28 protein-coding genes are annotated in these 23,819 nt (G+C 63.7%); 16 read left to right on the top strand and 12 right to left on the bottom strand.

Annotated elements, in window-relative coordinates:
- The first annotated feature begins 203 nt into the window (after positions 1-203).
- The 3 genes from ACOJSJ_RS05190 (at position 204) to ACOJSJ_RS05180 (ending at position 3,105) form a co-directional block, all read left to right on the top strand.
- The gene (locus ACOJSJ_RS05190) at positions 204-875 is read left to right on the top strand and encodes an EF-hand domain-containing protein (RefSeq protein WP_420143924.1); all 672 of its coding nucleotides are present in this window, start codon (positions 204-206) and stop codon (positions 873-875) included.
- 128 nt (positions 876-1,003) lie between these two features.
- Positions 1,004-1,723 carry a response regulator gene (locus ACOJSJ_RS05185; RefSeq protein WP_420143923.1) on the top strand — a complete coding sequence of 240 codons (720 nt, stop codon included), beginning with the start codon at positions 1,004-1,006 and terminating at the stop codon, positions 1,721-1,723.
- A 59-nt stretch (positions 1,724-1,782) separates the two neighbouring features.
- Complete coding sequence (locus ACOJSJ_RS05180; RefSeq protein WP_420143926.1) at positions 1,783-3,105, top strand: HAMP domain-containing sensor histidine kinase; 1,323 nt, start codon at positions 1,783-1,785, stop codon at positions 3,103-3,105.
- 148 nt (positions 3,106-3,253) lie between these two features.
- On the opposite strand, the gene ACOJSJ_RS05175 is transcribed toward ACOJSJ_RS05180, so the two are convergent.
- A complete protein-coding gene (locus ACOJSJ_RS05175) occupies positions 3,254-3,844 on the bottom strand; it encodes a YdeI/OmpD-associated family protein (RefSeq protein ID WP_420143922.1) in 591 nt (196 codons plus the stop codon).
- A 46-nt stretch (positions 3,845-3,890) separates the two neighbouring features.
- Positions 3,891-4,622, bottom strand: coding sequence for a bifunctional 2-polyprenyl-6-hydroxyphenol methylase/3-demethylubiquinol 3-O-methyltransferase UbiG (gene ubiG, locus ACOJSJ_RS05170; RefSeq protein WP_420143921.1), 732 nt, complete (start codon positions 4,620-4,622; stop codon positions 3,891-3,893).
- A gap of 212 nt (positions 4,623-4,834) precedes the next feature.
- Here ubiG and ACOJSJ_RS05165 point away from each other — a divergent pair, with 212 nt between their 5' ends.
- The 3 genes from ACOJSJ_RS05165 to ACOJSJ_RS05155 all read left to right on the top strand — a co-directional run bounded on the left by ACOJSJ_RS05165 (position 4,835) and on the right by ACOJSJ_RS05155 (position 8,282).
- Entirely contained in the window at positions 4,835-6,100 is a 1,266-nt protein-coding gene (locus ACOJSJ_RS05165) for an aspartate kinase (protein ID WP_420143920.1), read from the top strand.
- Positions 6,101-6,223: 123 nt separating this feature from the next.
- Positions 6,224-7,237 carry an NAD(P)H-dependent flavin oxidoreductase gene (locus ACOJSJ_RS05160; RefSeq protein WP_420143925.1) on the top strand — a complete coding sequence of 338 codons (1,014 nt, stop codon included), beginning with the start codon at positions 6,224-6,226 and terminating at the stop codon, positions 7,235-7,237.
- 88 nt (positions 7,238-7,325) lie between these two features.
- Entirely contained in the window at positions 7,326-8,282 is a 957-nt protein-coding gene (locus ACOJSJ_RS05155) for a hypothetical protein (RefSeq protein ID WP_420143919.1), read from the top strand.
- Between the two features lie 3 nt (positions 8,283-8,285).
- On the opposite strand, the gene ACOJSJ_RS05150 is transcribed toward ACOJSJ_RS05155, so the two are convergent.
- Positions 8,286-8,720, bottom strand: coding sequence for a winged helix-turn-helix transcriptional regulator (locus tag ACOJSJ_RS05150; RefSeq protein WP_420143918.1), 435 nt, complete (start codon positions 8,718-8,720; stop codon positions 8,286-8,288).
- Positions 8,721-8,820: 100 nt separating this feature from the next.
- Here ACOJSJ_RS05150 and ACOJSJ_RS05145 point away from each other — a divergent pair, with 100 nt between their 5' ends.
- Positions 8,821-9,561: an SDR family oxidoreductase gene (locus tag ACOJSJ_RS05145; protein ID WP_420143917.1), complete on the top strand. Its 741-nt coding sequence runs from the start codon at positions 8,821-8,823 to the stop codon at positions 9,559-9,561.
- Positions 9,562-9,757: 196 nt separating this feature from the next.
- Positions 9,758-10,078, top strand: a complete 321-nt coding sequence (locus tag ACOJSJ_RS05140) for a DMT family transporter (protein ID WP_420143916.1) — start codon at positions 9,758-9,760, stop codon at positions 10,076-10,078.
- Here ACOJSJ_RS05140 and ACOJSJ_RS05135 read toward each other — a convergent pair.
- The gene (locus tag ACOJSJ_RS05135; RefSeq protein ID WP_420143915.1) at positions 10,050-10,739 is read right to left on the bottom strand and encodes a winged helix-turn-helix transcriptional regulator; all 690 of its coding nucleotides are present in this window, start codon (positions 10,737-10,739) and stop codon (positions 10,050-10,052) included. The genes ACOJSJ_RS05140 and ACOJSJ_RS05135 overlap by 29 nt on opposite strands.
- Before the next feature lie 111 nt (positions 10,740-10,850).
- Between ACOJSJ_RS05135 and ACOJSJ_RS05130 the strand changes: the two genes are divergently transcribed.
- From ACOJSJ_RS05130 to ACOJSJ_RS05110, 5 genes are read left to right on the top strand one after another with little or no spacing between them, the layout of a single operon-like run.
- Positions 10,851-11,297 (top strand): VOC family protein, encoded by a 447-nt coding sequence (locus ACOJSJ_RS05130; RefSeq protein WP_420143914.1) that lies wholly within the window; start codon positions 10,851-10,853, stop codon positions 11,295-11,297.
- Positions 11,298-11,315: 18 nt separating this feature from the next.
- Positions 11,316-11,678 carry a DUF1428 domain-containing protein gene (locus tag ACOJSJ_RS05125; protein ID WP_420143913.1) on the top strand — a complete coding sequence of 121 codons (363 nt, stop codon included), beginning with the start codon at positions 11,316-11,318 and terminating at the stop codon, positions 11,676-11,678.
- Positions 11,679-11,702: 24 nt separating this feature from the next.
- Positions 11,703-12,506: a VOC family protein gene (locus tag ACOJSJ_RS05120; protein ID WP_420143912.1), complete on the top strand. Its 804-nt coding sequence runs from the start codon at positions 11,703-11,705 to the stop codon at positions 12,504-12,506.
- A complete protein-coding gene (locus ACOJSJ_RS05115) occupies positions 12,503-12,997 on the top strand; it encodes a VOC family protein (RefSeq protein ID WP_420143911.1) in 495 nt (164 codons plus the stop codon). Before ACOJSJ_RS05120 ends, ACOJSJ_RS05115 begins: the two co-directional genes overlap by 4 nt.
- Entirely contained in the window at positions 12,994-13,461 is a 468-nt protein-coding gene (locus ACOJSJ_RS05110) for an SRPBCC domain-containing protein (RefSeq protein WP_420143910.1), read from the top strand. Before ACOJSJ_RS05115 ends, ACOJSJ_RS05110 begins: the two co-directional genes overlap by 4 nt.
- 91 nt (positions 13,462-13,552) lie before the next feature.
- Here the strand turns inward: ACOJSJ_RS05110 and ACOJSJ_RS05105 are convergent, their stop codons facing one another.
- The 7 genes from ACOJSJ_RS05105 to ACOJSJ_RS05075 form a co-directional block, all read right to left on the bottom strand.
- Entirely contained in the window at positions 13,553-14,830 is a 1,278-nt protein-coding gene (locus ACOJSJ_RS05105; RefSeq protein ID WP_420143909.1) for an oligogalacturonate lyase family protein, read from the bottom strand.
- Between the two features lie 327 nt (positions 14,831-15,157).
- Positions 15,158-15,430: an HPr family phosphocarrier protein gene (locus ACOJSJ_RS05100; RefSeq protein ID WP_420143908.1), complete on the bottom strand. Its 273-nt coding sequence runs from the start codon at positions 15,428-15,430 to the stop codon at positions 15,158-15,160.
- On the bottom strand, positions 15,427-15,831 hold the full coding sequence (locus ACOJSJ_RS05095; RefSeq protein WP_420143907.1) for a PTS sugar transporter subunit IIA: 405 nt from the start codon (positions 15,829-15,831) through the stop codon (positions 15,427-15,429). The genes ACOJSJ_RS05100 and ACOJSJ_RS05095 overlap by 4 nt, the downstream gene beginning before the upstream one ends.
- Positions 15,832-15,859: 28 nt before the next feature.
- Positions 15,860-16,786, bottom strand: a complete 927-nt coding sequence (gene rapZ, locus ACOJSJ_RS05090; RefSeq protein ID WP_420143906.1) for an RNase adapter RapZ — start codon at positions 16,784-16,786, stop codon at positions 15,860-15,862.
- Complete coding sequence (locus ACOJSJ_RS05085; protein ID WP_420143905.1) at positions 16,783-17,232, bottom strand: HPr kinase/phosphorylase; 450 nt, start codon at positions 17,230-17,232, stop codon at positions 16,783-16,785. Before ACOJSJ_RS05085 ends, rapZ begins: the two co-directional genes overlap by 4 nt.
- A gap of 65 nt (positions 17,233-17,297) precedes the next feature.
- A complete protein-coding gene (locus ACOJSJ_RS05080) occupies positions 17,298-18,893 on the bottom strand; it encodes a stimulus-sensing domain-containing protein (RefSeq protein ID WP_420143904.1) in 1,596 nt (531 codons plus the stop codon).
- Positions 18,862-19,566 (bottom strand): response regulator, encoded by a 705-nt coding sequence (locus ACOJSJ_RS05075; protein WP_420143903.1) that lies wholly within the window; start codon positions 19,564-19,566, stop codon positions 18,862-18,864. Before ACOJSJ_RS05075 ends, ACOJSJ_RS05080 begins: the two co-directional genes overlap by 32 nt.
- Before the next feature lie 307 nt (positions 19,567-19,873).
- Between ACOJSJ_RS05075 and ACOJSJ_RS05070 the strand changes: the two genes are divergently transcribed.
- From ACOJSJ_RS05070 to ACOJSJ_RS05060, 3 genes are all read left to right on the top strand, one after another.
- Positions 19,874-21,475, top strand: a complete 1,602-nt coding sequence (locus ACOJSJ_RS05070; protein ID WP_420143902.1) for a phosphoenolpyruvate carboxykinase — start codon at positions 19,874-19,876, stop codon at positions 21,473-21,475.
- Positions 21,476-21,588: 113 nt separating this feature from the next.
- Positions 21,589-21,900, top strand: a complete 312-nt coding sequence (locus tag ACOJSJ_RS05065) for a hypothetical protein (RefSeq protein ID WP_420143901.1) — start codon at positions 21,589-21,591, stop codon at positions 21,898-21,900.
- A 186-nt stretch (positions 21,901-22,086) separates the two neighbouring features.
- A complete protein-coding gene (locus ACOJSJ_RS05060; RefSeq protein ID WP_420143900.1) occupies positions 22,087-22,902 on the top strand; it encodes a ferredoxin--NADP reductase in 816 nt (271 codons plus the stop codon).
- Positions 22,903-23,144: 242 nt separating this feature from the next.
- Here the strand turns inward: ACOJSJ_RS05060 and ACOJSJ_RS05055 are convergent.
- The coding region (locus ACOJSJ_RS05055; protein ID WP_420143899.1) for a DUF885 domain-containing protein at positions 23,145-23,819 on the bottom strand (675 nt) is incomplete at its 5' end.

Here is a 23,819-nt window from a genome sequence, read left to right as displayed (position 1 = left end):
CGAAAAATACGGAAAACACAAGAAAAACAGAATATCATCCGTCCGTACGGGATCGGATCATGGTCCGCCAAGACCGCGACAGATGATACAATTTACGACAAAGCACCGCCGGGCATGACATAAGTTGGGGACAAGTCGCCTTCATAAGCATCTTCAAGGACGGCGGAGACGCCATCCACCCCAGATGCGAAAAGGATTATGACATGCTCCGCAATTTCTTCACCACCGTCGCGGTCGGATCGCTGTTCGTCGGCGGCCTCGCCGCAACCCATGTCGTTTATGCGCAGCCCGCCCCCGCCGCTGGCCCCAAGGCCGGTGCACCGCGCGGCGGCATGATGATGCAGGCCGACACGAACAAGGATGGCAAGATCAGCAAGGCGGAACTGACCGCCGCGCTCGAAGCCCGCTTCGCGAAGATGGACGTCGACAAGGACGGCCAGCTGACGTCGAAGGATCGCGACATCCGCCGCCAGCAGCGGCTGGACCAGCGTTTCGCCACGCTCGACGCCGACAAAAACGGTCAGATCAGCAAGGCGGAATTTGCCGCCGGGCATCAGGCCAGGGCCGACAGGCGCGCAGAGGCCGGCAAGCCCGAAGGGCGCGGCTGGGGCAGGCACCATCGCGGCCCGCGCGGCGGCATGATGCAGGGCGGTCGCGGCGGCTTTGGCGATGCGAACAAGGACGGCACCATGACCAAGGCTGAGTTCATGGCTCGCCCCCTCGCCATGTTCGACCGGGCTGACGCGAACAAGGACGGCTTCGTCACCGCCGACGAAATGAAGGCCGCCCGCCAGCAGATGCGCGGCGACATGCGCGGTGGGCGGGGCGAACGCGGCCCCGGCCGCCCGGCGCCCACTGCCCCGGCGCAGAACTGATGCCATGGTCGGCGCGGGGGCGGGGCTTTCCCTCCCCTTGGGTTCCGCCCCACGCCGGTCGGGTGAAGGGCGAAGACTTTCCCGTCTTCGCCCTTCCAACCATCCTCCTCCCATGACAGACAGGCAAGATGAGCGAACGTCCCCACCTGCTGCTCGTCGATGACGAGCGTTCGATCCGCGAACCGCTGGCGCAATATCTGTCGCGCAACGGTTTTCGCGTCACCGCCGTCGAAAGCGCCACCGAAGCGCGGATGCGCCTTGCCGCCAACGCGATCGATCTGGTGATCCTCGACATCATGATGCCCGGCGAAGACGGCCTGTCGCTGTGCCGCCATATCCGCGAGACGAGCGACATACCGGTCATATTGCTGACCGCCCGGACGGAGGAGACGGATCGCATCGTCGGTCTGGAAATGGGCGCGGACGATTATGTGCTCAAACCCTTTTCCCCCCGCGAACTGGTCGCCCGGATCAAGGTGATCTTTCGCCGCGTCGCCACCGGTGGACAGCGCGTCACCGCGCCGGACGGGGCGAGCTATACCTTTGCCGGATGGGTGTTGAAGGCGCAGGAACGCACGCTGGTGGACAGCGAAGGCGTGTCGCTGCTGCTGTCCACCGCCGAATATAATCTGATGCTGGCCTTTGCCACGCGCCCCAATCAGGTGCTGAGCCGCGATCAGCTGCTCGACATCACGCAGGGGCGCGAAGCCAATGCCTTCGACCGGGCGATCGACAATCAGATCAGCCGCCTGCGCAAGAAAATAGAGCCGGACCCGAAGAACCCGACCCTGATCAAGACGGTCTGGGGCGGCGGCTACACCCTGTCCGCCGAAGTGCGCAAACTGTGACGCGGCCGTTTCGCGGCTGGCGCAGCCTGTGGCCGCAAAGTCTGGTCGGCCAGATCATCATGCTGGTCGCTGTCGCGCTGTTCGTGGCGCAGGCGATCAATTTTGCGCTGCTGCTGCGCGAACGCAATCGCGTGGACCTGACCGCGCGGACCGCGCCCGCCGTATATCGCGTGATCAACGCGCTCGATACGCGGGCCGATCGCTGGCCGGGGCGCGTCAATCCGCGGGCGGGTGAAGAACGCGGGCGCAACGCGGAATTTTCGACCAGCCGCCCCCTGCTGGAGGGCAAGCCGCGCCCGGATGTGAAGGCCCGCGCCGAAGGGATGTTCGACGACATCGGCCTGACCGTCCATTCGGTGATCGCGGTGGAGGACAGCCGCGTGATGCCGGTGCGCCGCTGGGAACAGATACGCAGCCGCGCGACCGGCGAAATCATGCGCGACCGGCGCGTGGGGCGCCTGCGGCTGGCGGTGGAATATGAACCGGGCAAATGGGTCACGACCGAAGCCCGTGTCAACGACCGGCCCCAACGCTTTGGCGGCTGGCTGATCGGGCAGACGCTGGTCCTCTATGTCATCGTCCTGTTGCCGCTGCTCTGGATCGGCCGCCGCATGGCCCGGCCGATGAAGCAGCTGACCGCGTCGGCCCAGCAGTTCGCCAGCACGGGCGCGGCCAGTCCGGTCGATGAAAGCGGGCCGGGCGATGTGCGCGATTTGACCATGGCCTTCAACGCCATGCGCGCGCGCATCATCGCCATGCTGGATGAAAAGGACCGGATGCTGGGCGCGATCGGCCACGACCTGCGCACCCCGCTCGCGTCGCTGCGCGTGCGCACCGAATCGGTGGAGGATGACGGCGAACGGGCGCGCATGTCGGAAACCATCGATGAAATGAACCGCATGCTGGAGGATATATTGTCGCTCGCGCGCGCCGGGCGCAGCACGGAAAATGCGCAGAAGGTCGACCTTGCATCCTTGGCCGACGCGGTGGTGGAGGATTTCATCGAACTGGGTTCGCCCGTCGATCTGGCCGACAGCGATCGCGCCGTCGCTTTCGTGCGGCCGCAGCAGATCCGCCGCGCGCTGCGCAACCTGATCGAAAACGCCATCGTCTATGGCGATCGCGCGCATGTGTCGGTGGAGCGGCAGGATGGCATGATCCATATCGCCGTCGCCGACGAAGGGCCGGGCATCGCGCAGGATCGCATGGCCGAAATGCTGGAACCTTTCACCCGGCTGGAAGGATCACGCAATCGCGAGACCGGGGGGGCTGGCCTCGGCCTTGCGCTGGTGCGCGCGATCATGGCGGAACATCAGGGCGAACTGCGCCTCGAAAACCGGCCCGAAGGCGGTCTGAAGGCCAGCCTGATCCTGCCTGCCTAGAGCGTTCCGCAATCCGTTGAAGCGGCCGATGGCTGGCAGAATGCGGAAAGGGACAATCAGCGCATGGTTCGATGCGGTCCGCCCGAATTATGCTGTGGCGAAAGAATTTAGCGAAACGGGGGCGGGCCCATCATACGCGTGCGTCCAGTCATCGTCTTTCATATTTCCAGTTGCGCCCTTTGCCATCCGCGATCCATGCGACGGCCTGAGCGATGCGTTTCGCGCGGGTCGCATCGGTTTTCGCCTCGCCGATCCATTCGGCATAGTCACGGACCTTGCCGGGTGGAAAGCTGGCCCAGATTGCGTTGGCTTCAGGATTGGCCGTGATGGCGACGTGAAGATCCGGGTGGATGGGAAGCGCCTCACGCGGGTGGCGGCGTTCCATCCATTGCGGCTTCATGCCTGCGTCGATGATGGCCGCCGACTTCGTCAGCATGGCGCGCAGTTCTTCGTCGGGTGGGAGATCGGCGAGCGTCCTGACCTTGCCCAGATGGCGCATGCCTTCGCGGTCGCGGCCATCCTCGCCATACCGAAGGCTGATGGCGGCATGACCCTTGAACGCGGCCATGGAGGCGAGATTCTTGCCCTTGTAGACGAAATGGGGAAAGCCCCACTTGATCGCTTCGCCGACATCGGGCTGCGCGGCATGGACGAGGGCGCGGACATGGGTGAGGATCGGGCGGGCGAAATCGGCCTGCGCGGCGACATAGGCGTCGACACTGGCGGATTGGTCGGACACGGCGCCATGCTCCTTCTGGTTGGTCCGTTCCCGCTATGCGGCTGTCCTATACTTTATGCCTTGCGGTCAGCAGATAGTTGATGGCGTCATTGGCCGACAGGGTGAAGCCGCGCGTCGGATCGAAGCTGAGGCCGATGCTGTCGGTGACTTCCAGTCCTGCCTGATCCAGCAGGGCGGTCAGTTCGTCGGGCGTGATGAATTTATGCCAGTCATGCGTCCCCTTCGGAATGCCGCCGATGCTTTCGCCGATGGTGATCATGGCAAGGCGGGAGAGGGGGGTGCGGTTGGGCGTGGAGAAGATCATCAGGCCGTCGGGCGCGAGTTTCGCGGCCAGCGCGGCGATGAAGGCGGCGGGATCGGCGACATGTTCGATCACTTCCATCGATGTGACGAGGTCGAAGCCGCTGTCGGCCATATCCTCCACCGGCGTGGCGCGATAGTCGATGGCGAGGCGTTGGCCCTGCGCATGGGCATGCGCCGCCGCGATATTTTCAGGCGCGGCGTCGAGGCCGGTGACCGTCGCGCCAAGGCGGGCGAGCGGTTCGGCGAGCAGGCCCGCGCCGCAGCCGACGTCCAGCGCGCGCCTGCCGGTCAGGGGACGAAAGCCCTGCGCGTCGCCCGGCCAGTGGCGGTCGATGGCGGCGCGGATATAGCGCAGGCGCACCGGGTTCAGCTTGTGCAGCATCGCGCTGGAGCCATGGGGGTTCCACCAGTCGGCGGCCATGGTGCCGAAATGGGCGGCTTCCTTCGGATCGATCGTGGCGGTTTCGCGTGTCATGCCCCGCTTCTAGCAGCAGCGTGGCGGGACGCCAATTGTCCGTGACGTTCCCCTATGTCATTGAACCGCAAAGCGGGGGTGGCAGGTCTGGTTTCGTCAGGCGCAAAGCAAGGCAGGATTGCTTGCCATATGCGTCTGCGCTGCTAATAGGAGCGCCGTTTCGCCCCTTTGGGAAATTTTGTTTCACAATAGCAGATAGGTTCGACAGGCAAATGGCGCGCATCGTGATGAAATTCGGCGGCACCTCCATGGCGGGGATGGAGCGAATTCGTAACGTGGCGGCGCGCGTGAAACATGTCGTCGAACAGGGGCATGAAGTCGCCGTCGTCGTGTCCGCCATGGCGGGCGAAACCGACCGTCTGGTGGGTTTCTGCAAGGAAGCGTCGGCGCTGTACGATCCGGCCGAATATGACGTCGTCGTCGCGGCGGGCGAACAGGTGACCAGCGGTCTGCTGGCCATGACGCTGAAGGCGATGGGCGTGGACGCGCGCAGCTGGCTGGGCTGGCAATTGCCGATCCGCACCATCGAAGCCCATGCCAAGGCGCGGGTGAGCGAAATCGACACGCTGGACCTGCTGGCGTCGATGCGGTCGGGCACCGTGGCGGTGATCCCCGGTTTCCAGGGCATGATGGCCGATGGCCGGGTATCGACGCTGGGCCGTGGCGGTTCGGATACGTCGGCGGTGGCGGTCGCGGCCGCGATCAAGGCCGACCGTTGCGACATCTATACCGACGTCGACGGCGTCTACACCACCGACCCGCGCATCGTGGCGCGCGCGCGCAAGCTGAACCTCGTCACCTATGAGGAAATGCTGGAACTGGCGTCGGTGGGTGCCAAGGTGCTTCAGACGCGCTCCGTCGGCCTCGCCATGAAGGAAGGCGTCGTCGTGCAGGTGCTATCCTCCTTCGATGACCCCACCCAGACCGATCTGCCCGGCACGCTGATCGTCAGCGACGTGGAACTGGAAGCCAAGCTCAAGGAAGACAAGATGGAACGTCAGCTCATCACCGGCATCGCCCATGACAAGAATGAGGCGAAGATCATCGTCACGCGCGTGCCCGACAAGCCGGGCGCGGTCGCCAGCATCTTCACGCCGCTGGCCGATGCCGCGATCAATGTCGACATGATCATCCAGAATGACAGCAAGGACACCGAAGAGACCGACGTCACCTTCACCGTCCCGCGCGCGGACCTCGCCCGCAGCGTCGACATATTGGAAGCGCGCAAGGACGAGATCGGTTTCCGCCGCATCATCACCGACACCGAAGTCGCCAAGATCAGCGTCGTGGGGGTGGGCATGCGCAGCCATGCGGGCGTCGCCGCCACCATGTTCAAGACGCTGGCCGAACGCGGCATCAACATCGAGGCGATTTCGACCAGCGAAATCAAGGTGTCGGTGCTGATCGACGAAGACGAGACGGAACTGGCGGTGCGCGTGCTGCATACGGCCTATGGCCTCGACGCGCCGGTCGCTTGATTTTTGCCCTCTCCCCGGTCAGGGGAGAAGGTGAAAGGGCGGAGAGCGTGTTGCGGCACGCCCCTCAACCCAACCCCTCCCTGAAAAGGGAGGGGCTTTTTGTGATTCTTGAAGGCTGAAATGATGACCAACGCCAAGCTGACTTCCCTCATGGCCCGCGGCACCGATTTTCTGGGTTGCGACAGTGCGATCTTGTGCGGGGCGATGAGCTGGGTCAGCGAACGGCATCTGGTGTCGGCCATTTCCAATGCCGGCGGGTTCGGCGTGATCGCGTGCGGCGCGATGACGCCCGCATTGCTGGACGCGGAAATCGCCGCCACCAAATTGCTGACCGGCAAGCCGTTCGGCGTCAACCTGATCACCATGCATCCGCAGCTGTTCGACCTGATCGATGTGTGCGCGAAGCATGACGTGACGCATATCGTCCTGGCAGGCGGATTGCCGCCCAAGGGCAGCATCGAGGCGATCAAGCAGAAGGGCGCGAAGCTGATCTGCTTTGCCCCTGCACTGGCGCTGGCCAAGAAGCTGGTGCGGTCGGGCGTCGATGCGCTGGTGGTCGAAGGGATGGAAGCGGGTGGCCATATCGGTCCGGTCGCGACCAGCGTGCTGGCGCAGGAAATCCTGCCCGAAATGGCGGAGCAGATTCCGGTGTTCGTGGCGGGCGGTATCGGCCGGGGGGAAGCCATCGCCGCCTATCTGGAAATGGGCGCGGCGGGCGTGCAGCTGGGCACGCGCTTTGCCTGCGCGAGCGAAAGCATTGCGCATCCCGCGTTCAAGAAAGCCTTTTTCCGCGCTTCGGCGCGTGACGCGATCGCCAGCGTGCAGATCGACCCGCGCCTGCCGGTCATTCCCGTGCGCGCGCTCAAAAATGCGGGCACCGAAGCCTTCACCGCCAAGCAGCGCGAAGTCGCCAACCTGCTGGACAGCGGGGCGGTGGATATGGGCGAAGCGCAGTTGCAGATCGAACATTATTGGGCGGGCGCGCTGCGCAAGGCGGTGATCGATGGCGATGTGGAGGGCGGGTCGCTGATGGCGGGCCAGTCGGTCGGCATGGTCACGAAGGAAGAACCGGTCGCAGCCATCATCGCGGAACTGATGGATCAGGCCGCCGTTGCGCTGGAGCGGCGAGTCGCCTGAAGGGTTGCGGTTAACCCCAGCTTCTGCATAGTCCTCCCGCCGTCATGACCGGCATGACCGGACCCGCGCAGTTTCACCGGAGAATTTGATGTTGTCATCGCGCCTCGTCGGCCGCCTTTCACTCGTATCGCTGGCCGTGCTGGCGGCCTGTTCGACCCCACCGCCACCGCCGCCGCCGCCGACCCCGCCGCCGCCGGTCGTGCCGACGATCCGGCCCACGCCGCCGAACAACGCGATGGAAGGGATGAGCATCCCGACCAAGGACGAGGACGGCAAATATCTGACCGCCAATCGCGGCGTCACGTCCAACACGGCATTGTGGCATGTGCGCATGGCGCTGAACGTCGCGGCGCTCAACTGCGACAAATATGGGCCGACGGCGCGCAACCAGTATAATCAGATACTGGCGCTGCATAAGGCGACGCTGACCGCCGCCAATGCCGCGGTCGACCGCAATTACAGCGTCGCTTATGGCAGTTCGGGCACGGCATCGCGCGAACGGTTGAACACCGTGGTCTATAATTTCTTCGCTCTGCCGCCGGTAATCAAGGATTTCTGCCCCGCTGCGGTGACGGTGGGGGCGAAGATCATTGCCATGCCGTCTTCGCAACTGCTGGAGCAGGCGCCGATATTGCTGGCCGAGCTGGAAAAGCCGTTCCAGGATTTCTACGCGGCTTATGCAGACTATCTGCGTCGTCTGGCCGAATGGCAGTCGCGTTTCGGCGCGACCGTGACGGTCGTGGTGTCGCCCACGCCGCTGCCGCCGCCGCCCGTGCCGCCGGGTGAAGCGCCGCCCAAGGGATGGACGCCTAATTACAAGAGCGCCCTGCCAACGGCGCCTTCGGCTACGACGCCGCCGTCCGCCACATCCCCGTCGGCTACGCCACCGTCCGCTACGCCTATGCCGTCGTCGCCGCCTATGCCGTCGTCGCCGCCTGCGCCATCGACAGCGGTTCCGGCCGGGCCGCCTGCCGCTGCCCGCACGCTGCCCGACAACAGTGCGCCCAAGCTGGTCGTGCAACCGGTGCCGACTGCACAGGAATAAGGATCAGTCGCGCGCGTCGAATGCGGCGCGCGCGGCTTCCACCGTGTCGAGATGGCGTTCGGCCCAGACCCAAACGCCGCAAAAGGCCGCGCTGAGGCTGTTGCCAAGGGGGGTCAGCGCATAATCGACGCGTGGGGGCACCACGGGATGCACGGTGCGGATCAACAGGCCGTCCCGTTCCATCTGCCGCAATGTCTGGGTCAGCATCTTCTGACTGATCCCCTCCACCGCGCGGCCGATTTCGGTGAAGCGCATCACGCCCTTCTCCTCCAACTCCTCCAGCACCAGCAACGTCCATTTGTCGGCGATGCGGCCGATCAGATCATTGACCAACCGTTCGATTCGCGGATCGATCTCCGTGGGGGCATCATGGTCCAGATAGCGTTCCGCCAAGGCTATATCGGTGGGGGCGAAACGATTTTCCAGCGGATTTGCCATTTCTCACCTTTGGGTAACTACACCACTTTTCGGTGCCTACTTTCCAAAAGAGAGCATAAGCCTAAATTGCGGGAGAAGCCAATCGAAAGGAGCAGACCCCATGCAACCCACAGGTAACACCATCCTCATCACCGGCGGCGGCTCGGGTATCGGCGCGGCGCTGGCCCATGAATTTCATGTGGCAGGCAATCAGGTGATCATCGCAGGGCGCCGCCAGTCGGCGCTGGACGCCGTGGTCGCGCAGCATCCGGGCATGGCCGCGATGACGCTGGACATGGAAGATCCCGCCGCGATCGCCGCCTTTGCGCAGACGCTGATCGCGGACTTCCCGACGCTCAATGCCGTGTTGTTGAACGCGGGCATCATGGTGGCGGAGGACGGGATCGACCTGCCCACCGCAGAGGCGACCGTTGCGACCAACCTGCTTGGCCCGATCCGCCTGGCCCATGCGCTGCTGCCGCATCTCACGGCGCAGGCGGCGTCGACCATCCTGACCGTATCGTCGGGGCTGGCCTTTGTCCCCCTGGCGGCGACGCCGACCTACAGCGCCACGAAGGCGGCCATTCACAGCTGGTCGTTGTCGATGCGCGAACAGTTGAAGGCGACCAGCGTCGATGTGGTGGAGATCGTCCCGCCGGGCGTGCAGACCGACCTGATGCCGGGCCATGCCGAAAATGAACAGATGATGCCGCTGGCGGACTATATCAGCGAAACCATGGGCCTGCTGCGCCAGCAGCCGACCCCGGCGGAAATCCATGTCGAACGGGTGAAATTCCTGAGCGAAGCGACGCGGCGCGGCGAATTTGCGCAGGTGTTCGGGATGCTGAACGGCGGGCATTGAGCAAACGCCACGCAGGCTGATGGCATATCCGTTCGCCCTGAGCTTGTCGAAGGATCACTCTTTTCCTAAAGTAAGGAAAGGGCTTTCGACAGGCTCAGCCCGAACGGGTTTTCATTGGCAAGCGAGGCCACGTCCTCCACCCGCATGGGTTTTCAAGTCCGGGACGGCCCGGCTCTCTGTTGGAAAGGGAGCCGATATGGCCTGGATCTATCTCTTCATCGCCGGACTACTGGAAATCGTCTGGGCCTTTGCGATGAAACAGTCGCATGGGTTCAGCCGACTGGCGCCCAGCCTGATCACGCTGGGCGCCATGGTCGCCAGCTTTGGCCTGTTGTCGCTGGCGATGCGCAGCCTGCCGCTGGGCACCGCCTATATGATCTGGACCGGGATCGGCGCGCTGGGCGCGTTCGCGGTCGGTGTCGCCTTTCTGGGCGAGGGGATCAGCGCGACGCGGCTGGTCGCGGCCGGACTGATATTGGCGGGTCTCGTCATGATGAAGCTGTCGGCGAGCCATTGACCATGTCGGGCGCTCTGGGCGGCAGGGGGAACAGGGTCGCGAAACGTTCGGCCAGCGCCCGGTCGCCTTCCACGCTCAACGGCACATCGGCATAGCCTTTGCCGCCATAGAGGACCGCGACCAGCATATTCTGATCGCCGCTGATGATCGTATCGGCGCCCGCCGCGTCGCCCCGGTCGATCCGAAAATCGCCGTCCTTCAGCGTCGCGCGAAATTCTTCCTCTCCAAAGCGAAAGCCGATGGTGGCGTCCATGTCGCCGATGCGGCTGCGGTCGATCATCGTGCGCATCGACAGGACGACCGATACCTGGCTCATCGGCTTGCCCGGTTCCATGGTGGGCGAACGACAGGCCCAGCGGCCCAGCACCTGAAACAGGATTTCCGATTCACGCCCCCAGTCGGTCAGTTCGTAAATCTGGCTGGCGGCGGGCGGGGGCAGGCGGCGACGGACGAGGATGCTGGATGCTTCCAGTTCCTCCAGCCGCTGTGTCAGCACATTGGCGCTGATACCGGGCAGGCCGGCGCGCAGATCGGTAAAGCGCTTTGGCCCCAGCATCAATTCGCGCATGATCGGCAACGCCCAGCGATCACCGATGATGTCGAGGGCATGGGCGACGGCGCATCCGTCCTGATAGGCGCGTTTACGGGCGGCTGGACTCATTGGTTATCTTTTCTAACTTAACTGTTGCATAAATTAATCATCGGTCGCACAAAGTTCAAGTGGTGAGTCGTCGCGAAAGGCGGCAACCGACAATTTTGCAGGAGATGAGCGATGGCCGATGCCCCTGTGCCCAAGATGATTTTCGTCAATCTGCCCGTCGGCGACCTGCCTGCATCGATCGCTTTTTACGAAGCGGTGGGCGCGGTGCGGAACAATGATTTCGCCGACGACAGCGCGCAGATGATCAGTTTTTCCGATACGATCCACGCGATGTTGCTGACACGCGAGCGGTTCGCCAGCTTTACGCCGCGCCGCATCCCCAACGCCCATGAAACCGCACAAGTCCTTCTATGCCTGAGCGAGGCGAGTAGGAAAGCGGTCGATGCGACGGTGGACCGTGCGCTGGCGGCGGGCGGGACCGAGCCGAACCCGAAACAGGATCATGGCTTCATGTATGGCCGCAACTTCGCGGATCTGGATGGCCATATCTGGGAAATCATGTGGATGGATGTCGCGGCGGCGATGGCCGCAGGGCAGGAGCAGCCGATCGACGCATAAGCGAAGAGGAGAGAGAATATGGCCTATATGGACGGATTCGTGATCCCCGTGCCCAAGGGCAACAAGGAACGTTATCGCGAGGTGGCCGCCTATGCCGCGCCGATCTTCATCGAACATGGCGCGCTGCGCGTGGTGGAATGTTGGGCGAACGACATCAAGCCGGGCAAGGTCAATGATTTCCGCACCGCCGTGGTCGCCGAGGAGGACGAGGATGTCGTCTTTTCCTGGATCGAATGGCCCGACAAGGAAACCCGCGACGCGGGCGCCGAAAAGGTCATGAAGGATGAACGCATGCAGCCCAAGGAAGGGGAAGACATGCCCTTTAGCGGTGCGCGCCTGATCTATGGCGGGTTCGAGGTACTGCTCGATGCCAAAGCCTGACACGCTGTTTCACGGAGGAAAATGATGACCGATTTTACCGGCAAATTCTTCTGGTACGAACTGATGACCAGTGATCCCGATGCCGCGTTGGCCTTTTACGGCGATGTGGTGGGATGGACGGCGCAGCCCTTTGGCGAGGAGGGGGCGGGCGATCCCTATCATGTTCTATCGGGCAGCAGCGGACCGATGGGGGGCGTCATGGCGATCCCGGCCGAAGCGGAACAATGCGGCATGTCGCCATGGTGGGGCGGCTATGTCGGGTCGGGCGATGTCGATGCGGATGCCGCCAGGCTGAGCGCGGCCGGTGGCAAGGTGATGCGGGACGCGGAAGATATTCCCGGCGTCGGTCGCTTTGCGGTGATGGCCGATCCGGGCGGCGCGGTGTTCATGCTGCTGAAGGGTTCGAGCAACGAAGAAATGCAGGGGGCGCCGCCCATGGCATTGGGGCATGTCGGCTGGCATGAGCTTTATGCGGGGGATTTCGACCGGGATCTGGCCTTTTACACGGGGCAGCTGGGCTGGACCACGGGTGAGGCCATGGATATGGGGCCGATGGGCAGCTATCAGCTGGTGTCGCAGACCGGCGGTGGCGCATTTCAGGACATGACCGGGGGCATCATGCCCAAACCGGAACAGGTGCCTGTGCCGCTATGGCTGTTCTACTTCGTCGTGGGCGACATCGATGCCGCAGTCGATCGGGTGCAGGCTGGCGGCGGCACCGTGTTGCAGGGACCGGTCGAGGTGCCGGGCGGGGCATGGATCATTCAGGCGACCGATCCGCAGGGCGCGATGTTCGCGCTGGTCGGCAGCAGGGGCGTTGCGGCATGACCGACAGGATCGTGCCGTGCCTGTGGTTCGACGGGCAGGCCGAGGAAGCGGCGCGTTTCTATGTGTCGGTGTTCGGCGGGTCGGTGGATCATGTCAGCCATTACCCCGAAACGAACCCGTCGCCATCGCCAATGCCGGGCGGCAGCGTGCTGCTGGTCGAATTCACCCTGTTCGGGCAAAGCTATCAGGCGCTGAACGGCGGGCCGCAGTTCACATTCGACGAGGCGATTTCGCTGTCCGTCGCGTGCGAGGATCAGGCTGAGCTGGACCGTTATTTCGATGCGCTGACCGCCGATGGGGGGAAGGATGGGCCATGTGGTTGGGTGACCGACAAATATGGCCTGTCCTGGCAACTGGTGACGCGCGGCATCATGGCCAATTACCGCACCGATGATCGGGCGGGGATTGCCCGGATGATGCAGGTGATGATGACCATGCGGAAACTGGATACCGCCGCGATGCAGGCGGCCTTTGACGGAGAGACGGCATGAGCAGCGCGGAGCATGAATTGTCGGTCACCTGCCACATCGCGGCGCCGCGGGCGATCTGCTGGAAGGTGTGGACCGACCTGAAGGAAGAATGGTTTTGCCCCAGGCCATGGCGCGCCGAAGTGATCGAGGAGGATATGCGGCCCGGCGGGCGCAGCGCCGTCCAGATGTTCGGCCCGGATGGCGAGGAGACGGGACCGATGGAGGGCGTGTTTCTGGAGGTCGTGCCGCAGGAACTCGTTGTGACGACCGATGCCTACGCGTCCGGGTGGATACCGCAGGAAGCGTTCATCACCGCCGTCTGGCAATTTGCCGACGAGGGGGAGGGGACGCGCTTTACCGCAACCGCCCGCCACTGGAACGCGGAGGCGAAGGCCCGGCATGAGGCGATGGGTTTCCACCCCGGCTGGGACCAGATGATGGAGCAGTTCAAGGCGTTGAGCGAAACATCGGCGGCGAGCGCCTGAACCAGGCCCGTTCGTTTCGAGCGTGTCGAGAAACGGGAAGTGCAACGCTAACCGCTTCCCGACTTAGTTCGAAGCGAACGGACGGCGGCTGTTATTGCGCCTTCGCGATCTCCACGGCGTAGATGGCGGGCTTGCCCTCCACATTGGCGCGGTAGACGATCCATTTGCCGTCGGGCGTGAAATGCTGGTTGGGTTCGAGCGTATAATCCTGTTTTGACAGGTCGGCGAGCCGCTGCGTCACCAGATCGCCGCTCTGGATCAGATTGTCGCCGTCCAGCGTGTCACGGGCGCGGGGATTGGTGTCGGCGCGGGGGTGGAACAGGCTGATGAACTTGCCGCCATCATTGCCGTCGCCGGAGAAGATGCGGCTGTCGGGCGAGGAGCTGTAATGATAGCTGCCCTGTCCTTCGCCCAGTTTGTACCAGATGCGCTTGCCGCTGACGACGTCGAGGCTGGCGAGCCAGCGCACGCCCATCGGCTGGATGAGGTCGTACCAGATGGTGCGGCCGTCGGGCGCCCAATATTCATGGCCCGCAATTTCGCCCTTGAAAGTGCGTTGATGGACCTTGTTTTTCTGACTGCCGTCGGTGCGGATGGTCCAGATACGGTCGACCTTTTGCCACGGCCCTTCATGGCAATAGGATAACAGGGTAGGGTCGGAGGGCGAGAAGAGGACATGGTTCAGCCAGTCGTTCGACTGGGTGACCGTCTTCCGCTCCCCCGTCCTGATGTCGATGGTGAAGATTTCCATCGGCACGCCTGACGCCAGGCGCTTGTCCATCCACAGTTCCTTGGCCTCCGCAAAGGGCAGGGGCTTTCCGTCCGGGCCGTTGGCGGCATAAGTGGGGGAGCCGGTTTTCGGATCGCGATTACCCTGCGCGGCGATGGCGGCGGGCGGCGGGCTGAGTTCGCGATGGCCCGCCAGCAGCGTATCGTCGGCATTGATCGATGCGATCCGGCCGCCGGGCAGATCGGCGATGCGGCGACGCTTGCCAGTGTCGAGATTGACCGACCAGATGGTGGAGGCCGCTTCGTTGCCGACCGGGCTGGTGCTGTAATAGGCGACCGGTTCGCGGTTGCCCACGAACATCAGCCGGTCGATCTTTTCCTTCAGCACCAGTTTCGTTGTCCAGTTGCTGGTGTCGGCGACCCGGATGCCTTCGGGTGTCAGATAGATCATCCGCTTCCCGTCCGGGGTGAACGGGTTATAGTTGAAATAAAGACCGTAATTGCCCGGACGGTCATCCACCCGGACGATGCGGTGGCCGGTCTGTTCATCGATCCAGCTGGCAGCTTTGGGCGCCGGCGCGGTCGCCAGCAGCATCGGCGTCATCAATCCCAACAATGCCCCGGCTCCACGCATCTTCATCTCCACCTGTCCATTTTGTGGAACGTGGTAACGCATGGTGGGAGTTGATGCAATGCGTCAGGGGCGTGTGTTCCAGCCGGCAACTTTCGCTGTCCTATCGGCCGGCATCGACGCTGCCATAGCGGGCGGGCTGCCCGAACCATGCGGGACCGGCGCGGCCATTGCGGGGGACGTGGCAAGCACCATCAGGGGCAGGGGCATGCCAGAAAATTTTTTCCAGCGATCGTCCGCGCTGTCGCGATGAGCACGGCATCGGCGATCGGCCGATCCCACCCGCATCCCATTTTCTGTAACCGCGAAATATTGTGTAGGACAGAGGGAGCGGGCTTATTCCTCGCCGAACTTGTCCACGACCAGTTCCACCAGCTTGCCCAGCGAATCGACGGCATCCGTGCCGGTCGCCTTGATTATGATGCTGTCGCCCATCGCCGCGCCCAGCATCATCAGGCCCATGATCGACGTGCCGGTGACATGATTGCCGTCCTTGCTGACGGTGATGTCGGCGGGCAGGCCGCTGGCCAGGGTCACGAATTTCGCGCTGGCGCGGGCGTGAAGGCCGCGCTTGTTGCTGATACGGACTTCCTGGCTGACTTCGTTCATGTGGTGCTGCCCAACAGTTCAGACGCGACGCTGATATATTTCTGCCCCGCTTCGCGCGCGGCGGCGACGGCGGCGCGCACGTCCATCACCTTGCGCGCGCTTTCGAGGCGGATGAGCATGGGCAGGTTGATGCCCGCGATCACTTCGATCTCGCCCGCCTTCAGCAGTGAAATGGCGAGGTTGGATGGCGTGCCGCCGAACAGGTCGGTCAGCAGGATCACGCCCGCGCCATCATGCACGCGCGCGACGGCGGCGGCGATGTCCGCCCGGCGCAGTTCCATGTCGTCTTCCGGCCCGATGCAGATGGTTTCGATCTGCTGCTGCGGCCCGACCACATGTTCCATGGCCACGACAAATTCGGTCGCCAGCGACCCATGGGTGACGAGTACGAGTCCTATCATGTGCTTTTGCGGCCCACCTGCTTCATGATTATGCTTTCGGGCCTCCCGGTCGACGCTTCTCCAGACTATCCTGCGGCGTCGATTCTATATTGCGGTGCAAGACCGTGGGCGAAAAACCCGCAGCTTGCAAGTAGTTCGCGACACGTTGCGCGACATGGACGGAGCGATGCTTGCCCCCGGTACAGCCGAACGCGACGGTGATATAGGTTTTCCCGCCCTCCGAATAACGGGGGAGCAGGGTGGCGAGCAGATCTTCGATCCTGCCCACCGCATCTTCATAGGCGGGATCTTCGCGGATATAGGCGGCGACGTCCGGATCGAGACCGGTCTTCGGTCGCAGGTCCGCGTCCCAGTGCGGGTTGCGCAGGAAGCGCATGTCGAACATCAGGTCGGCATTGCGCGGCACCCCGCGCGAAAAGCCGAAGGACAGGATCGTCAGCACCGGATCGGACAGGCGTTCGCGCGAAAAGCGGCTGCGGATTTCCTGTTGCAGGGCGTTGCTGGTGAAGCTGGTCGTGTCGATGACCTGCGACGCCCAGCGCCGAAGCGGTTCGGTGAGTTCGCGTTCGCGCGCGATGCCGTCGGCGGCCGGGCGGTCGAGCGCGAGCGGGTGGCGCCGGCGGGTTTCGGCGAAGCGCCGTTCCAGTTCAGTGCCCGAACAGTCGAGGAACAGCGTTTCGATGTCATGGCCATGGCGTTCGCGCATCGCCTTGATCCGCTGGACGATGGCATTGGCGTTGAAATCGCGGGTCCGCGCATCGATGCCCAGCGCCAGCGGGCGGTCGTCCGATCCGGCATGACCGGCGGGCAGAGGCGTGTCGAGCAATCGGTCGAGCAGGACCAGCGGCAGATTGTCCACCACTTCCCAGCCCATATCCTCCAGCGTCTTGAGCGCGGTCGTCTTGCCCGCGCCAGACAGGCCAGACAGGAGGAGGATGGTCTTTGGCTGGGTCATGACCGCGCCGATCCTTCCGCGGCGAAGGATCTAAGCGCCAGTTCGACCTTGATCGGGGCGGAGGATTCGAACGGCGCGATCTTGACCACGCGCACGTCCATGCCCGCGACGGTGCGGTGGAGCGGGGTGAGCGGCATGCGATCGACCCGGTCGAACAGATCGACCAGCAGCGCGACGGGCGCATCGGCCACGCAATCCATGGGCACGACGCCGATGCCGCGCACCTCCATCTTGCCCCGGATCGTGTCGGGGGCGGTGGCGAGCAGGCGGCCGTCGATCCGCTTCACCAAAGTATAATCGTCACTGACGAGGGTGGCGCCCCGGTCGATCAGGCGCAGCGCCAGATCGGATTTGCCCGCGCCGCTGGGACCGCAGAGCAGCACCGCCCGGCCACTGATGGCCACGCTCGTCGCATGCAGCGTTTCGGATGAAAGTGCCCTTGCCATAACCCCGCGTCCTTCTAGCCGCAGTTGGACGGGATGGAAATGGCGTTAGGGATTATCCTGTCGCCCTATTCTGAAACGATGCCCGGATCGCGCTCTACCGCCATGGGCAGGCGCAGGATGAAGCGGGCGCCGCTCTGCGCATCTTCCCGGTCGCCGATGCCGATCTTGCCCTGATGCCCTTCGATGATGGATCGCGCGATGGCAAGGCCGAGGCCGGAATGCTTGCCGAACGCCTCCCCTTCCGGGCGGACCGAATGGAAGCGGCGGAAAATATGTTCACGTTCGGATTCGGGGACGCCGGGGCCTTCATCCTCCACGCTGACCAGCACTTCGCGATCGGCGACCGTGGCGATGATCCGGACGAGGCCGCCCATGGGCGAAAAAGACACGGCATTGTCGATCAGATTGTCGAGCACGCGGATCAGCCGCCCTTCTTCGCCCAGCACCACCGCGACATTCTTGCGCGGGCGGGCGAAGGCGAGGCGGACCTGATTGGGCACACCGCGCGCTTCGCGGGCGATCACCATCTTTTCGATCAGCAGGCCAAGGTCGATCGGTTCGAACCGGGTGCGGGACAGTTCGGCATCGACGCGCGATGCTTCGGCAATGTCGGTGACGAGGCGGTCTAGGCGGCGGACATCATCCTGCGCGATGGCCATCAACTGGGCGCGCAGGTCCGGCTGGTCGATGCGTTCGAGCGCGTCGAGCGCGGAGCGGAGCGAGGCGATGGGGTTTTTGAGTTCATGGGATACGTCGGCGGCAAACGCGTCGGTCGCGTCGATCCGCTGGCGCAGCGCATGGCTCATGTCCGATAGGGCGCGGGCCAGCATGCCGATTTCGTCGCGCCGTTCGGGCAGGCGCGGCACGGTGACTTCGCGCGCGCGGCCAAGGCGCACGCGCACGGCGGCGCGGGCAAGCCCCTGAAGCGGGCGGACGATGGTGCGGGCAAGGAAAAGCGACAGGAGGATGGAGGCCAGCACCGCGACGGCCAGCACCATGCCGAGGCGCAACCGTTCGGCGCGCACGGTGCGGGTGATGTCGCGGGCATTTTCGGTCGCCAGCAGGGCAGACCCGTCATTGACGCCCGTCGCCGCCGAAATCATGAAAGTGCGGTCGGGGGCGTAGCGGTTCGTCGCCTGCGGTCGGCCGGTTTTGATCGCCATCAGCAGTTCGGGCCAGGCGTCGGCGCGGTCGCGGGCTGGCTCCTCGAAATCGGGGGGGCGGTCGGCCGACACGATCTTGTCCATCGCCTTGTCCAGGAAGCGGGCGACATGGCGCTGCCATTCTTCCTCCGACGGTTCGCGCAGCCGGTATCGCGGCGCGTTCATCGTGAAACTGTCGGCGATCAGCGTGCCATCGGCGCCATAGCGGCGCACCCGGTCGCCGGTCTGGCGTGCATAGGCGGCGATCAGGGCGTTATGGCGATCGTCCGGCGCGTTCTGAAGACCGATGGCCAGCAGCTTCAGTTCGCGCGCCGACTGTTCCAGCCGCGCGTCGACGATCCGGGTGCGATAGCTGTCCAGATAGAAGAAACCGCCCGCCAGCAGGGCCAGCGCGAAGACGTTCACCGCAAGGATGCGCGGCGTGAGGCTCAGCCGCCCCGACCAGCGCACCGACAGCGGCGCGCAGTCATTCTTCGGAGAATCGGTAGCCGGCGCCATAGAGGGTGTCGATTGCATTGAAATGGGAATCCACCTCGCGGAACTTGCGCCGCAGACGCTTGATATGGCTGTCGATCGTGCGGTCGTCGACATAGACGTCGTCCTGATAGGCGGCGTCCATCAACTGATTGCGGTTTTTGACCACGCCGGGGCGCTGGGCAAGGGTTTCGAGGATCAGAAATTCGGTGACCGTCAGGGTGACGTCCTGTCCGTCCCATTTCACGCGGTGGCGCGCCGGGTCCATTTCCAGACGGCCGCGGGTGATGGGATCGGCGACCGGTTCGTCGGTCGCATCGGGCGCGCGGCTGACTTCGGCACGGCGCAGGATGGCGCGGATGCGGGCGATCAGCAGCCGCTGGGAAAAGGGTTTTGCGATATAATCGTCCGCGCCCATGGCCAGGCCGAGCGCTTCGTCCAGCTCGTCCGCCTTCGACGTCAGGAAGATGACGGGCATCTGATGCTTTTCGCGCAGGCGACGCAGCAGTTCCAGGCCATCCATCCGGGGCATCTTGATGTCGAAGACGGCAAGGTCGGCGGGATTGTCCAGCAATGCCTTCAGCGCGCCTTCCGGATCGGAATAGATGCGCGTCAGGAACCCTTCGGCCTGAAGCGCGATCGACACCGACGTCAGGATATTCTTGTCATCATCCACCAAGGCGATGGTTGCGGTCATGCAGCGTCCCAGATGATCGTGAAGCAGAAACGAAGTGCCAGCGTTAGACGATGGCGATGATCGTCGCAAGGAAGGGCGGGGCGGAAGTGTGCGGCGAAAGGCGGGACGTAACCAGGGGCGACGATGCCGTCGATATTCGGGACAGATACCCAATTCAGGGGATTTGACGCTGTTATGGCAAAGCCCTATGCCTTTGCCGGTTCGCAAAGATGATGCCGGGCCACCAAAGAGCCGGGCGCATGGAAAGCGAACCTGTCGCACCATGCGGACATGGGCGAGAGGGTAACATATATTCGGGAGTAAAGGCGTGCAGGCCATATCCTCAATCACCCTGGCGGACCAGGGCATCTCTACGCGTGCCGTTCAGCATTGGAACCTTGGCACCGCGCCGCTGGTCGAAGCGGCCATCCGCAACGGCGAAGGCATTCTTTCGAAAGACGGTCCGCTGGTCGTCAAGACCGGCAAGCATACCGGCCGGTCGGCCAGCGACAAGTTCATCGTGCGCGACGCCGAAACCGAAAGCACCGTGTGGTGGGGCAAGACCAACGTCCCCATGACGCCGGAGCATTTCGCCGCGCTCAAGGCCGACTTCTTCGCCGCGCTGGGCGAGAAGGAGACGCTGTATGTCGCCGACCTGTTCGGCGGGTCGCAGCCCGAACATCGCGTCAATGTGCGCGTCATCAACGAGCGCGCCTGGCACAATCTGTTCATCCGCACGCTGCTGGTGCGGCCGAGCGCGGAAGAGCTGGACGGGTTCGCGCCCGAATATACCATCATCGACCTGCCGACGTTCAAGGCCGATCCGGCCCGCCATGGCAGCCGCAGCGAAACCGTGATCGCGGTCAATTTCAGCGAAAAGCTGATCCTGATCGGCGGCACCAGCTATGCCGGGGAAATGAAGAAGTCGGTGTTCGGCATCCTCAATTACCTGTTGCCGGCAAAGGGCGTGATGCCGATGCACTGTTCGGCCAATATCGGCCCGGATGGCGACACGGCGGTGTTCTTCGGCCTGTCGGGCACCGGCAAGACGACGCTGAGCGCCGACGCGTCGCGCACGCTGATCGGCGATGACGAACATGGCTGGTCGGACACGGCGGTCTTCAATTTCGAAGGCGGCTGCTATGCCAAGATGATCAACCTGTCGGCCGAGGCGGAACCGGAAATCTTTGCCACCACCAAGCGGTTCGGCACGGTGCTGGAAAATGTCGTGATCGATGAGGAAACCCGCGTCATCGACCTGGACGACAACTCGCTGGCCGAAAACAGTCGCGGTTCCTACCCGATCGATTTCATCCCCAACACGTCGGAGAAGAATCTGGGGCCGGTCCCGAAGAACATCATCTTCCTGACGGCGGATGCCTATGGCGTTCTCCCGCCGATCGCGCGGCTGACGCCGGAACAGGCGATGTATCATTTCCTTTCCGGTTACACCGCGCGCGTGGCGGGGACCGAGATCGGCGTGACGGAGCCGACCGCGACCTTCTCCACCTGTTTCGGTGCGCCGTTCATGCCGCGTCACCCATCCGTCTACGGCAATCTGCTGAAGGAACGGATCAACAAGGGCGGCGTGACCTGCTGGCTGGTCAATACCGGCTGGGCGGGCGGCAAGGCGACGATGCCGGGGATCAAGCGCATGCCGATCAAGGTGACGCGCGCTTTGCTGAACGCGGCGCTGGACGGGAGCCTGAAAGACGCGACGTTCCGCACCGATCCCAATTTCGGGTTCGAAGTGCCCGTCGCGGTCAATGGCGTGGATGCGACCATCCTCGACCCGCGCGCCATGTGGGCGGACGGGGAAGCCTATGATGCGACCGCGCTGACGCTGGTGAAGGCGTTCGTGGACAATTTCGCCCAGTTCGTGGACCATGTCGATGATGGCGTGCGCGGGGCTGCGCTGACGGCGGCCTGATCGCAGCGAAAGCATGAGCAAGAGGGCCGGGGGGAGCGATCCTCCGGCTCTTTTGCTTTGGGTCGGGGCGTGAAGCTGCTATCCTGCGCCGGTATTTTGCGGGAGATAAGGCGATGTTCGACAATATCATGGGCAAGCTGGGCGGGCTGGAAGCGATCGCAGCGCAGATCGGCCTGTCGCCGCAGCAGATGCAGGGCCTGATGACCGAAATCAGCGCGAAGATCGGATCGGGCGACACCAGCGTGTCGGCGCTGGCCGAAGTCGCGACGGAACATGGCGTGTCCGCCGACAAATTGCAGGAATTGCTGGGCCAGTTCGGCGGACCCGAAGCGATCATGGGCAAGCTGGGCGGCTTTTTCGACAAGGATGGCGACGGCAATCCGCTGAACGAACTGGGCGGCATCGCCAAGGGCCTGTTTGGCTGAAAGCGGGAGGAAGGGGCGCCGGTGAAAGGGCGCCCTGTCGGAGCGACAGTTTTTTTGGCCCAAGTTTTTTTATGTTGTCATCGCGGTGCGAAAGGGCCATTCGCGAATTGCGAATTTATTGCGAACGATCCGCAACAAGCGTCGCGTGCAGGCGACGGCGTTGCGATGACAGGCTAGGATAAGGTGTTGACCGACGTGACGATCGAAAAGCCGGTACTGGAACCCACCGGCGCGCTTTCCGTGGAAACCGTGCTGTCGGTGAAGCACTGGAACGAGCATCTGTTCAGTTTCCGCATCACCCGCCCCGCTGCCTTCCGCTTCCGGTCGGGCGAGTTCATCATGATCGGCCTGAAGGGTGACAATGGCAAGCCGCTGCTGCGCGCCTATTCGATCGCCAGCCCCGCATGGGACGAGGAAATCGAGTTTCTGTCGATCAAGGTGCAGGACGGTCCGCTGACCAGCAAGCTGCAGAAGATCCAGCCGGGCGACCAGATCTACCTTGGCCGCAAGCCCACCGGCACGCTGGTGACCGACGCGCTGTTGCCGGGCAAGCGGCTGTTCATGCTGTCGACCGGCACGGGCCTGGCCCCGTTCCTGAGCCTGCCGCGCGATCCGGACGTCTATGATTTCTACGAACAGGTCGTCGTCGTGCACTCGGTCCGCCGGGTCAGCGATCTGGCCTTCCGCGAGGAAATGGAAGGCAAGTGGAGCGAAGACCCGCTGGTCGCCGATCATGCGGCGACCCAGTTCCATTATGTGCCGACCGTGACGCGGGAGGCATTCCCGAACAACGAACGCATCGACAAGCTTGTCGAGAGCGGCAAGCTGTTCGAAGGGATTCCGGGCGCGGCGAAGTTCGACCCCGAAACCGATCGCATCATGATGTGCGGCAGCATGGAAATGATCAAGCAGTTCGCGGCATTCTTTGAGGAACAGGGTTTCACCGAAGGATCGAACGCGGCGCCGGGTCAGTTCGTGATTGAAAGAGCGTTTGTCGGTTAAGACATAACAGGACCAAGTAGGAAAGGCCGGGGGAGCGATCCTCCGGCTTTTTTTGTTTTGGTGGCTGGCGTGGGGGCTTTCCAGTCATTCCCCCTCCCGCAAGCGGGAGGGGGTTAGGGGGTGGGCCGGACCTGGTGGCAGCCCACCCCGCTGCGACTAAAGCGCTATGCGCTTAAGTCTCGCTGCCCCTCCCGCAAGCGGGAGGGGAAAGTCGTACAGTGGCCGTCAGCAGGACTTCCGCCTTACGCCCCCTTCCGCTCCGCGATCCATGCGTCGACCGTCTTTGCCAGAACGGTCATCGGCACGCCGCCGCCCCTGACCACGGCGTCGTTGAACAGGCGGAAGTCGAATTTCGGACCCAGCGCCTTTTGCGCATGGGCGCGCAGGCGGACGATTTCGCCATGGCCGACCTTGTAACCGCAGGCCTGGCCCGGCCATGCGCAATAACGGTCGACCTCTGCCTGCACATCTTCCACGCTGGTGCCGTTGGTGGTGGCGAACCAGTGGATGGCGTGATCGCGGGTCCAGCGTTTGGCATGGAGGCCGGTGTCGACCACCAGACGGCAGCAGCGATAGGCGATGGATTGCAGATAGCCCAGCCGCCCGGCCATGTCGCCGTCATAGGCGCCCAGTTCGTCGCCCAGCTGTTCGGCATAGAGCGCCCAGCCTTCGCTATAGGCGTTGAAGGCGAGCATGGAGCGGATCAGCGGTAGTTTGTAGGTATATTCGCCCTGCCAGATATGGCCCGGAATACCTTCATGATAGCAGAGCGTGGGCAGCGAATAGCGCGGCCAGATGCTGGTATCGCGCAGGTTGATATAATAGTTGCCCGGCACGCTGCCGTCGATCGACCCGGCGCCCGCATAGGCGCCCGGCGCGCCCGCTTCGATTTCCACCGGCACCCGTTTCACGATGAG

The sequence above is a fragment of the Sphingobium sp. genome (genome assembly GCF_048594625.1).
Classification (GTDB): domain Bacteria; phylum Pseudomonadota; class Alphaproteobacteria; order Sphingomonadales; family Sphingomonadaceae; genus Sphingobium.
The sequence above is the reverse complement of the archived record's forward strand: the minus strand, read 5'-3'. Positions and strand labels throughout refer to the sequence as shown.

Coding starts and splice junctions, on each gene's coding strand:
- ACOJSJ_RS05190 (WP_420143924.1), top strand. CDS start 204: ATGCTCCGCAATTTCTTCACCACCGTCGCGGTCGGATCGCTGTTCGTC.
- ACOJSJ_RS05185 (WP_420143923.1), top strand. CDS start 1,004: ATGAGCGAACGTCCCCACCTGCTGCTCGTCGATGACGAGCGTTCGATC.
- ACOJSJ_RS05180 (WP_420143926.1), top strand. CDS start 1,783: ATGCTGGTCGCTGTCGCGCTGTTCGTGGCGCAGGCGATCAATTTTGCG.
- ubiG (WP_420143921.1), bottom strand. CDS start 4,622: ATGACACGCGAAACCGCCACGATCGATCCGAAGGAAGCCGCCCATTTC.
- ACOJSJ_RS05165 (WP_420143920.1), top strand. CDS start 4,835: ATGGCGCGCATCGTGATGAAATTCGGCGGCACCTCCATGGCGGGGATG.
- ACOJSJ_RS05160 (WP_420143925.1), top strand. CDS start 6,224: ATGACCAACGCCAAGCTGACTTCCCTCATGGCCCGCGGCACCGATTTT.
- ACOJSJ_RS05155 (WP_420143919.1), top strand. CDS start 7,326: ATGTTGTCATCGCGCCTCGTCGGCCGCCTTTCACTCGTATCGCTGGCC.
- ACOJSJ_RS05150 (WP_420143918.1), bottom strand. CDS start 8,720: ATGGCAAATCCGCTGGAAAATCGTTTCGCCCCCACCGATATAGCCTTG.
- ACOJSJ_RS05145 (WP_420143917.1), top strand. CDS start 8,821: ATGCAACCCACAGGTAACACCATCCTCATCACCGGCGGCGGCTCGGGT.
- ACOJSJ_RS05140 (WP_420143916.1), top strand. CDS start 9,758: ATGGCCTGGATCTATCTCTTCATCGCCGGACTACTGGAAATCGTCTGG.
- ACOJSJ_RS05135 (WP_420143915.1), bottom strand. CDS start 10,739: ATGAGTCCAGCCGCCCGTAAACGCGCCTATCAGGACGGATGCGCCGTC.
- ACOJSJ_RS05130 (WP_420143914.1), top strand. CDS start 10,851: ATGGCCGATGCCCCTGTGCCCAAGATGATTTTCGTCAATCTGCCCGTC.
- ACOJSJ_RS05125 (WP_420143913.1), top strand. CDS start 11,316: ATGGCCTATATGGACGGATTCGTGATCCCCGTGCCCAAGGGCAACAAG.
- ACOJSJ_RS05120 (WP_420143912.1), top strand. CDS start 11,703: ATGACCGATTTTACCGGCAAATTCTTCTGGTACGAACTGATGACCAGT.
- ACOJSJ_RS05115 (WP_420143911.1), top strand. CDS start 12,503: ATGACCGACAGGATCGTGCCGTGCCTGTGGTTCGACGGGCAGGCCGAG.
- ACOJSJ_RS05110 (WP_420143910.1), top strand. CDS start 12,994: ATGAGCAGCGCGGAGCATGAATTGTCGGTCACCTGCCACATCGCGGCG.
- ACOJSJ_RS05105 (WP_420143909.1), bottom strand. CDS start 14,830: ATGAAGATGCGTGGAGCCGGGGCATTGTTGGGATTGATGACGCCGATG.
- ACOJSJ_RS05100 (WP_420143908.1), bottom strand. CDS start 15,430: ATGAACGAAGTCAGCCAGGAAGTCCGTATCAGCAACAAGCGCGGCCTT.
- ACOJSJ_RS05095 (WP_420143907.1), bottom strand. CDS start 15,831: ATGATAGGACTCGTACTCGTCACCCATGGGTCGCTGGCGACCGAATTT.
- rapZ (WP_420143906.1), bottom strand. CDS start 16,786: ATGACCCAGCCAAAGACCATCCTCCTCCTGTCTGGCCTGTCTGGCGCG.
- ACOJSJ_RS05085 (WP_420143905.1), bottom strand. CDS start 17,232: ATGGCAAGGGCACTTTCATCCGAAACGCTGCATGCGACGAGCGTGGCC.
- ACOJSJ_RS05080 (WP_420143904.1), bottom strand. CDS start 18,893: ATGGCGCCGGCTACCGATTCTCCGAAGAATGACTGCGCGCCGCTGTCG.
- ACOJSJ_RS05075 (WP_420143903.1), bottom strand. CDS start 19,566: ATGACCGCAACCATCGCCTTGGTGGATGATGACAAGAATATCCTGACG.
- ACOJSJ_RS05065 (WP_420143901.1), top strand. CDS start 21,589: ATGTTCGACAATATCATGGGCAAGCTGGGCGGGCTGGAAGCGATCGCA.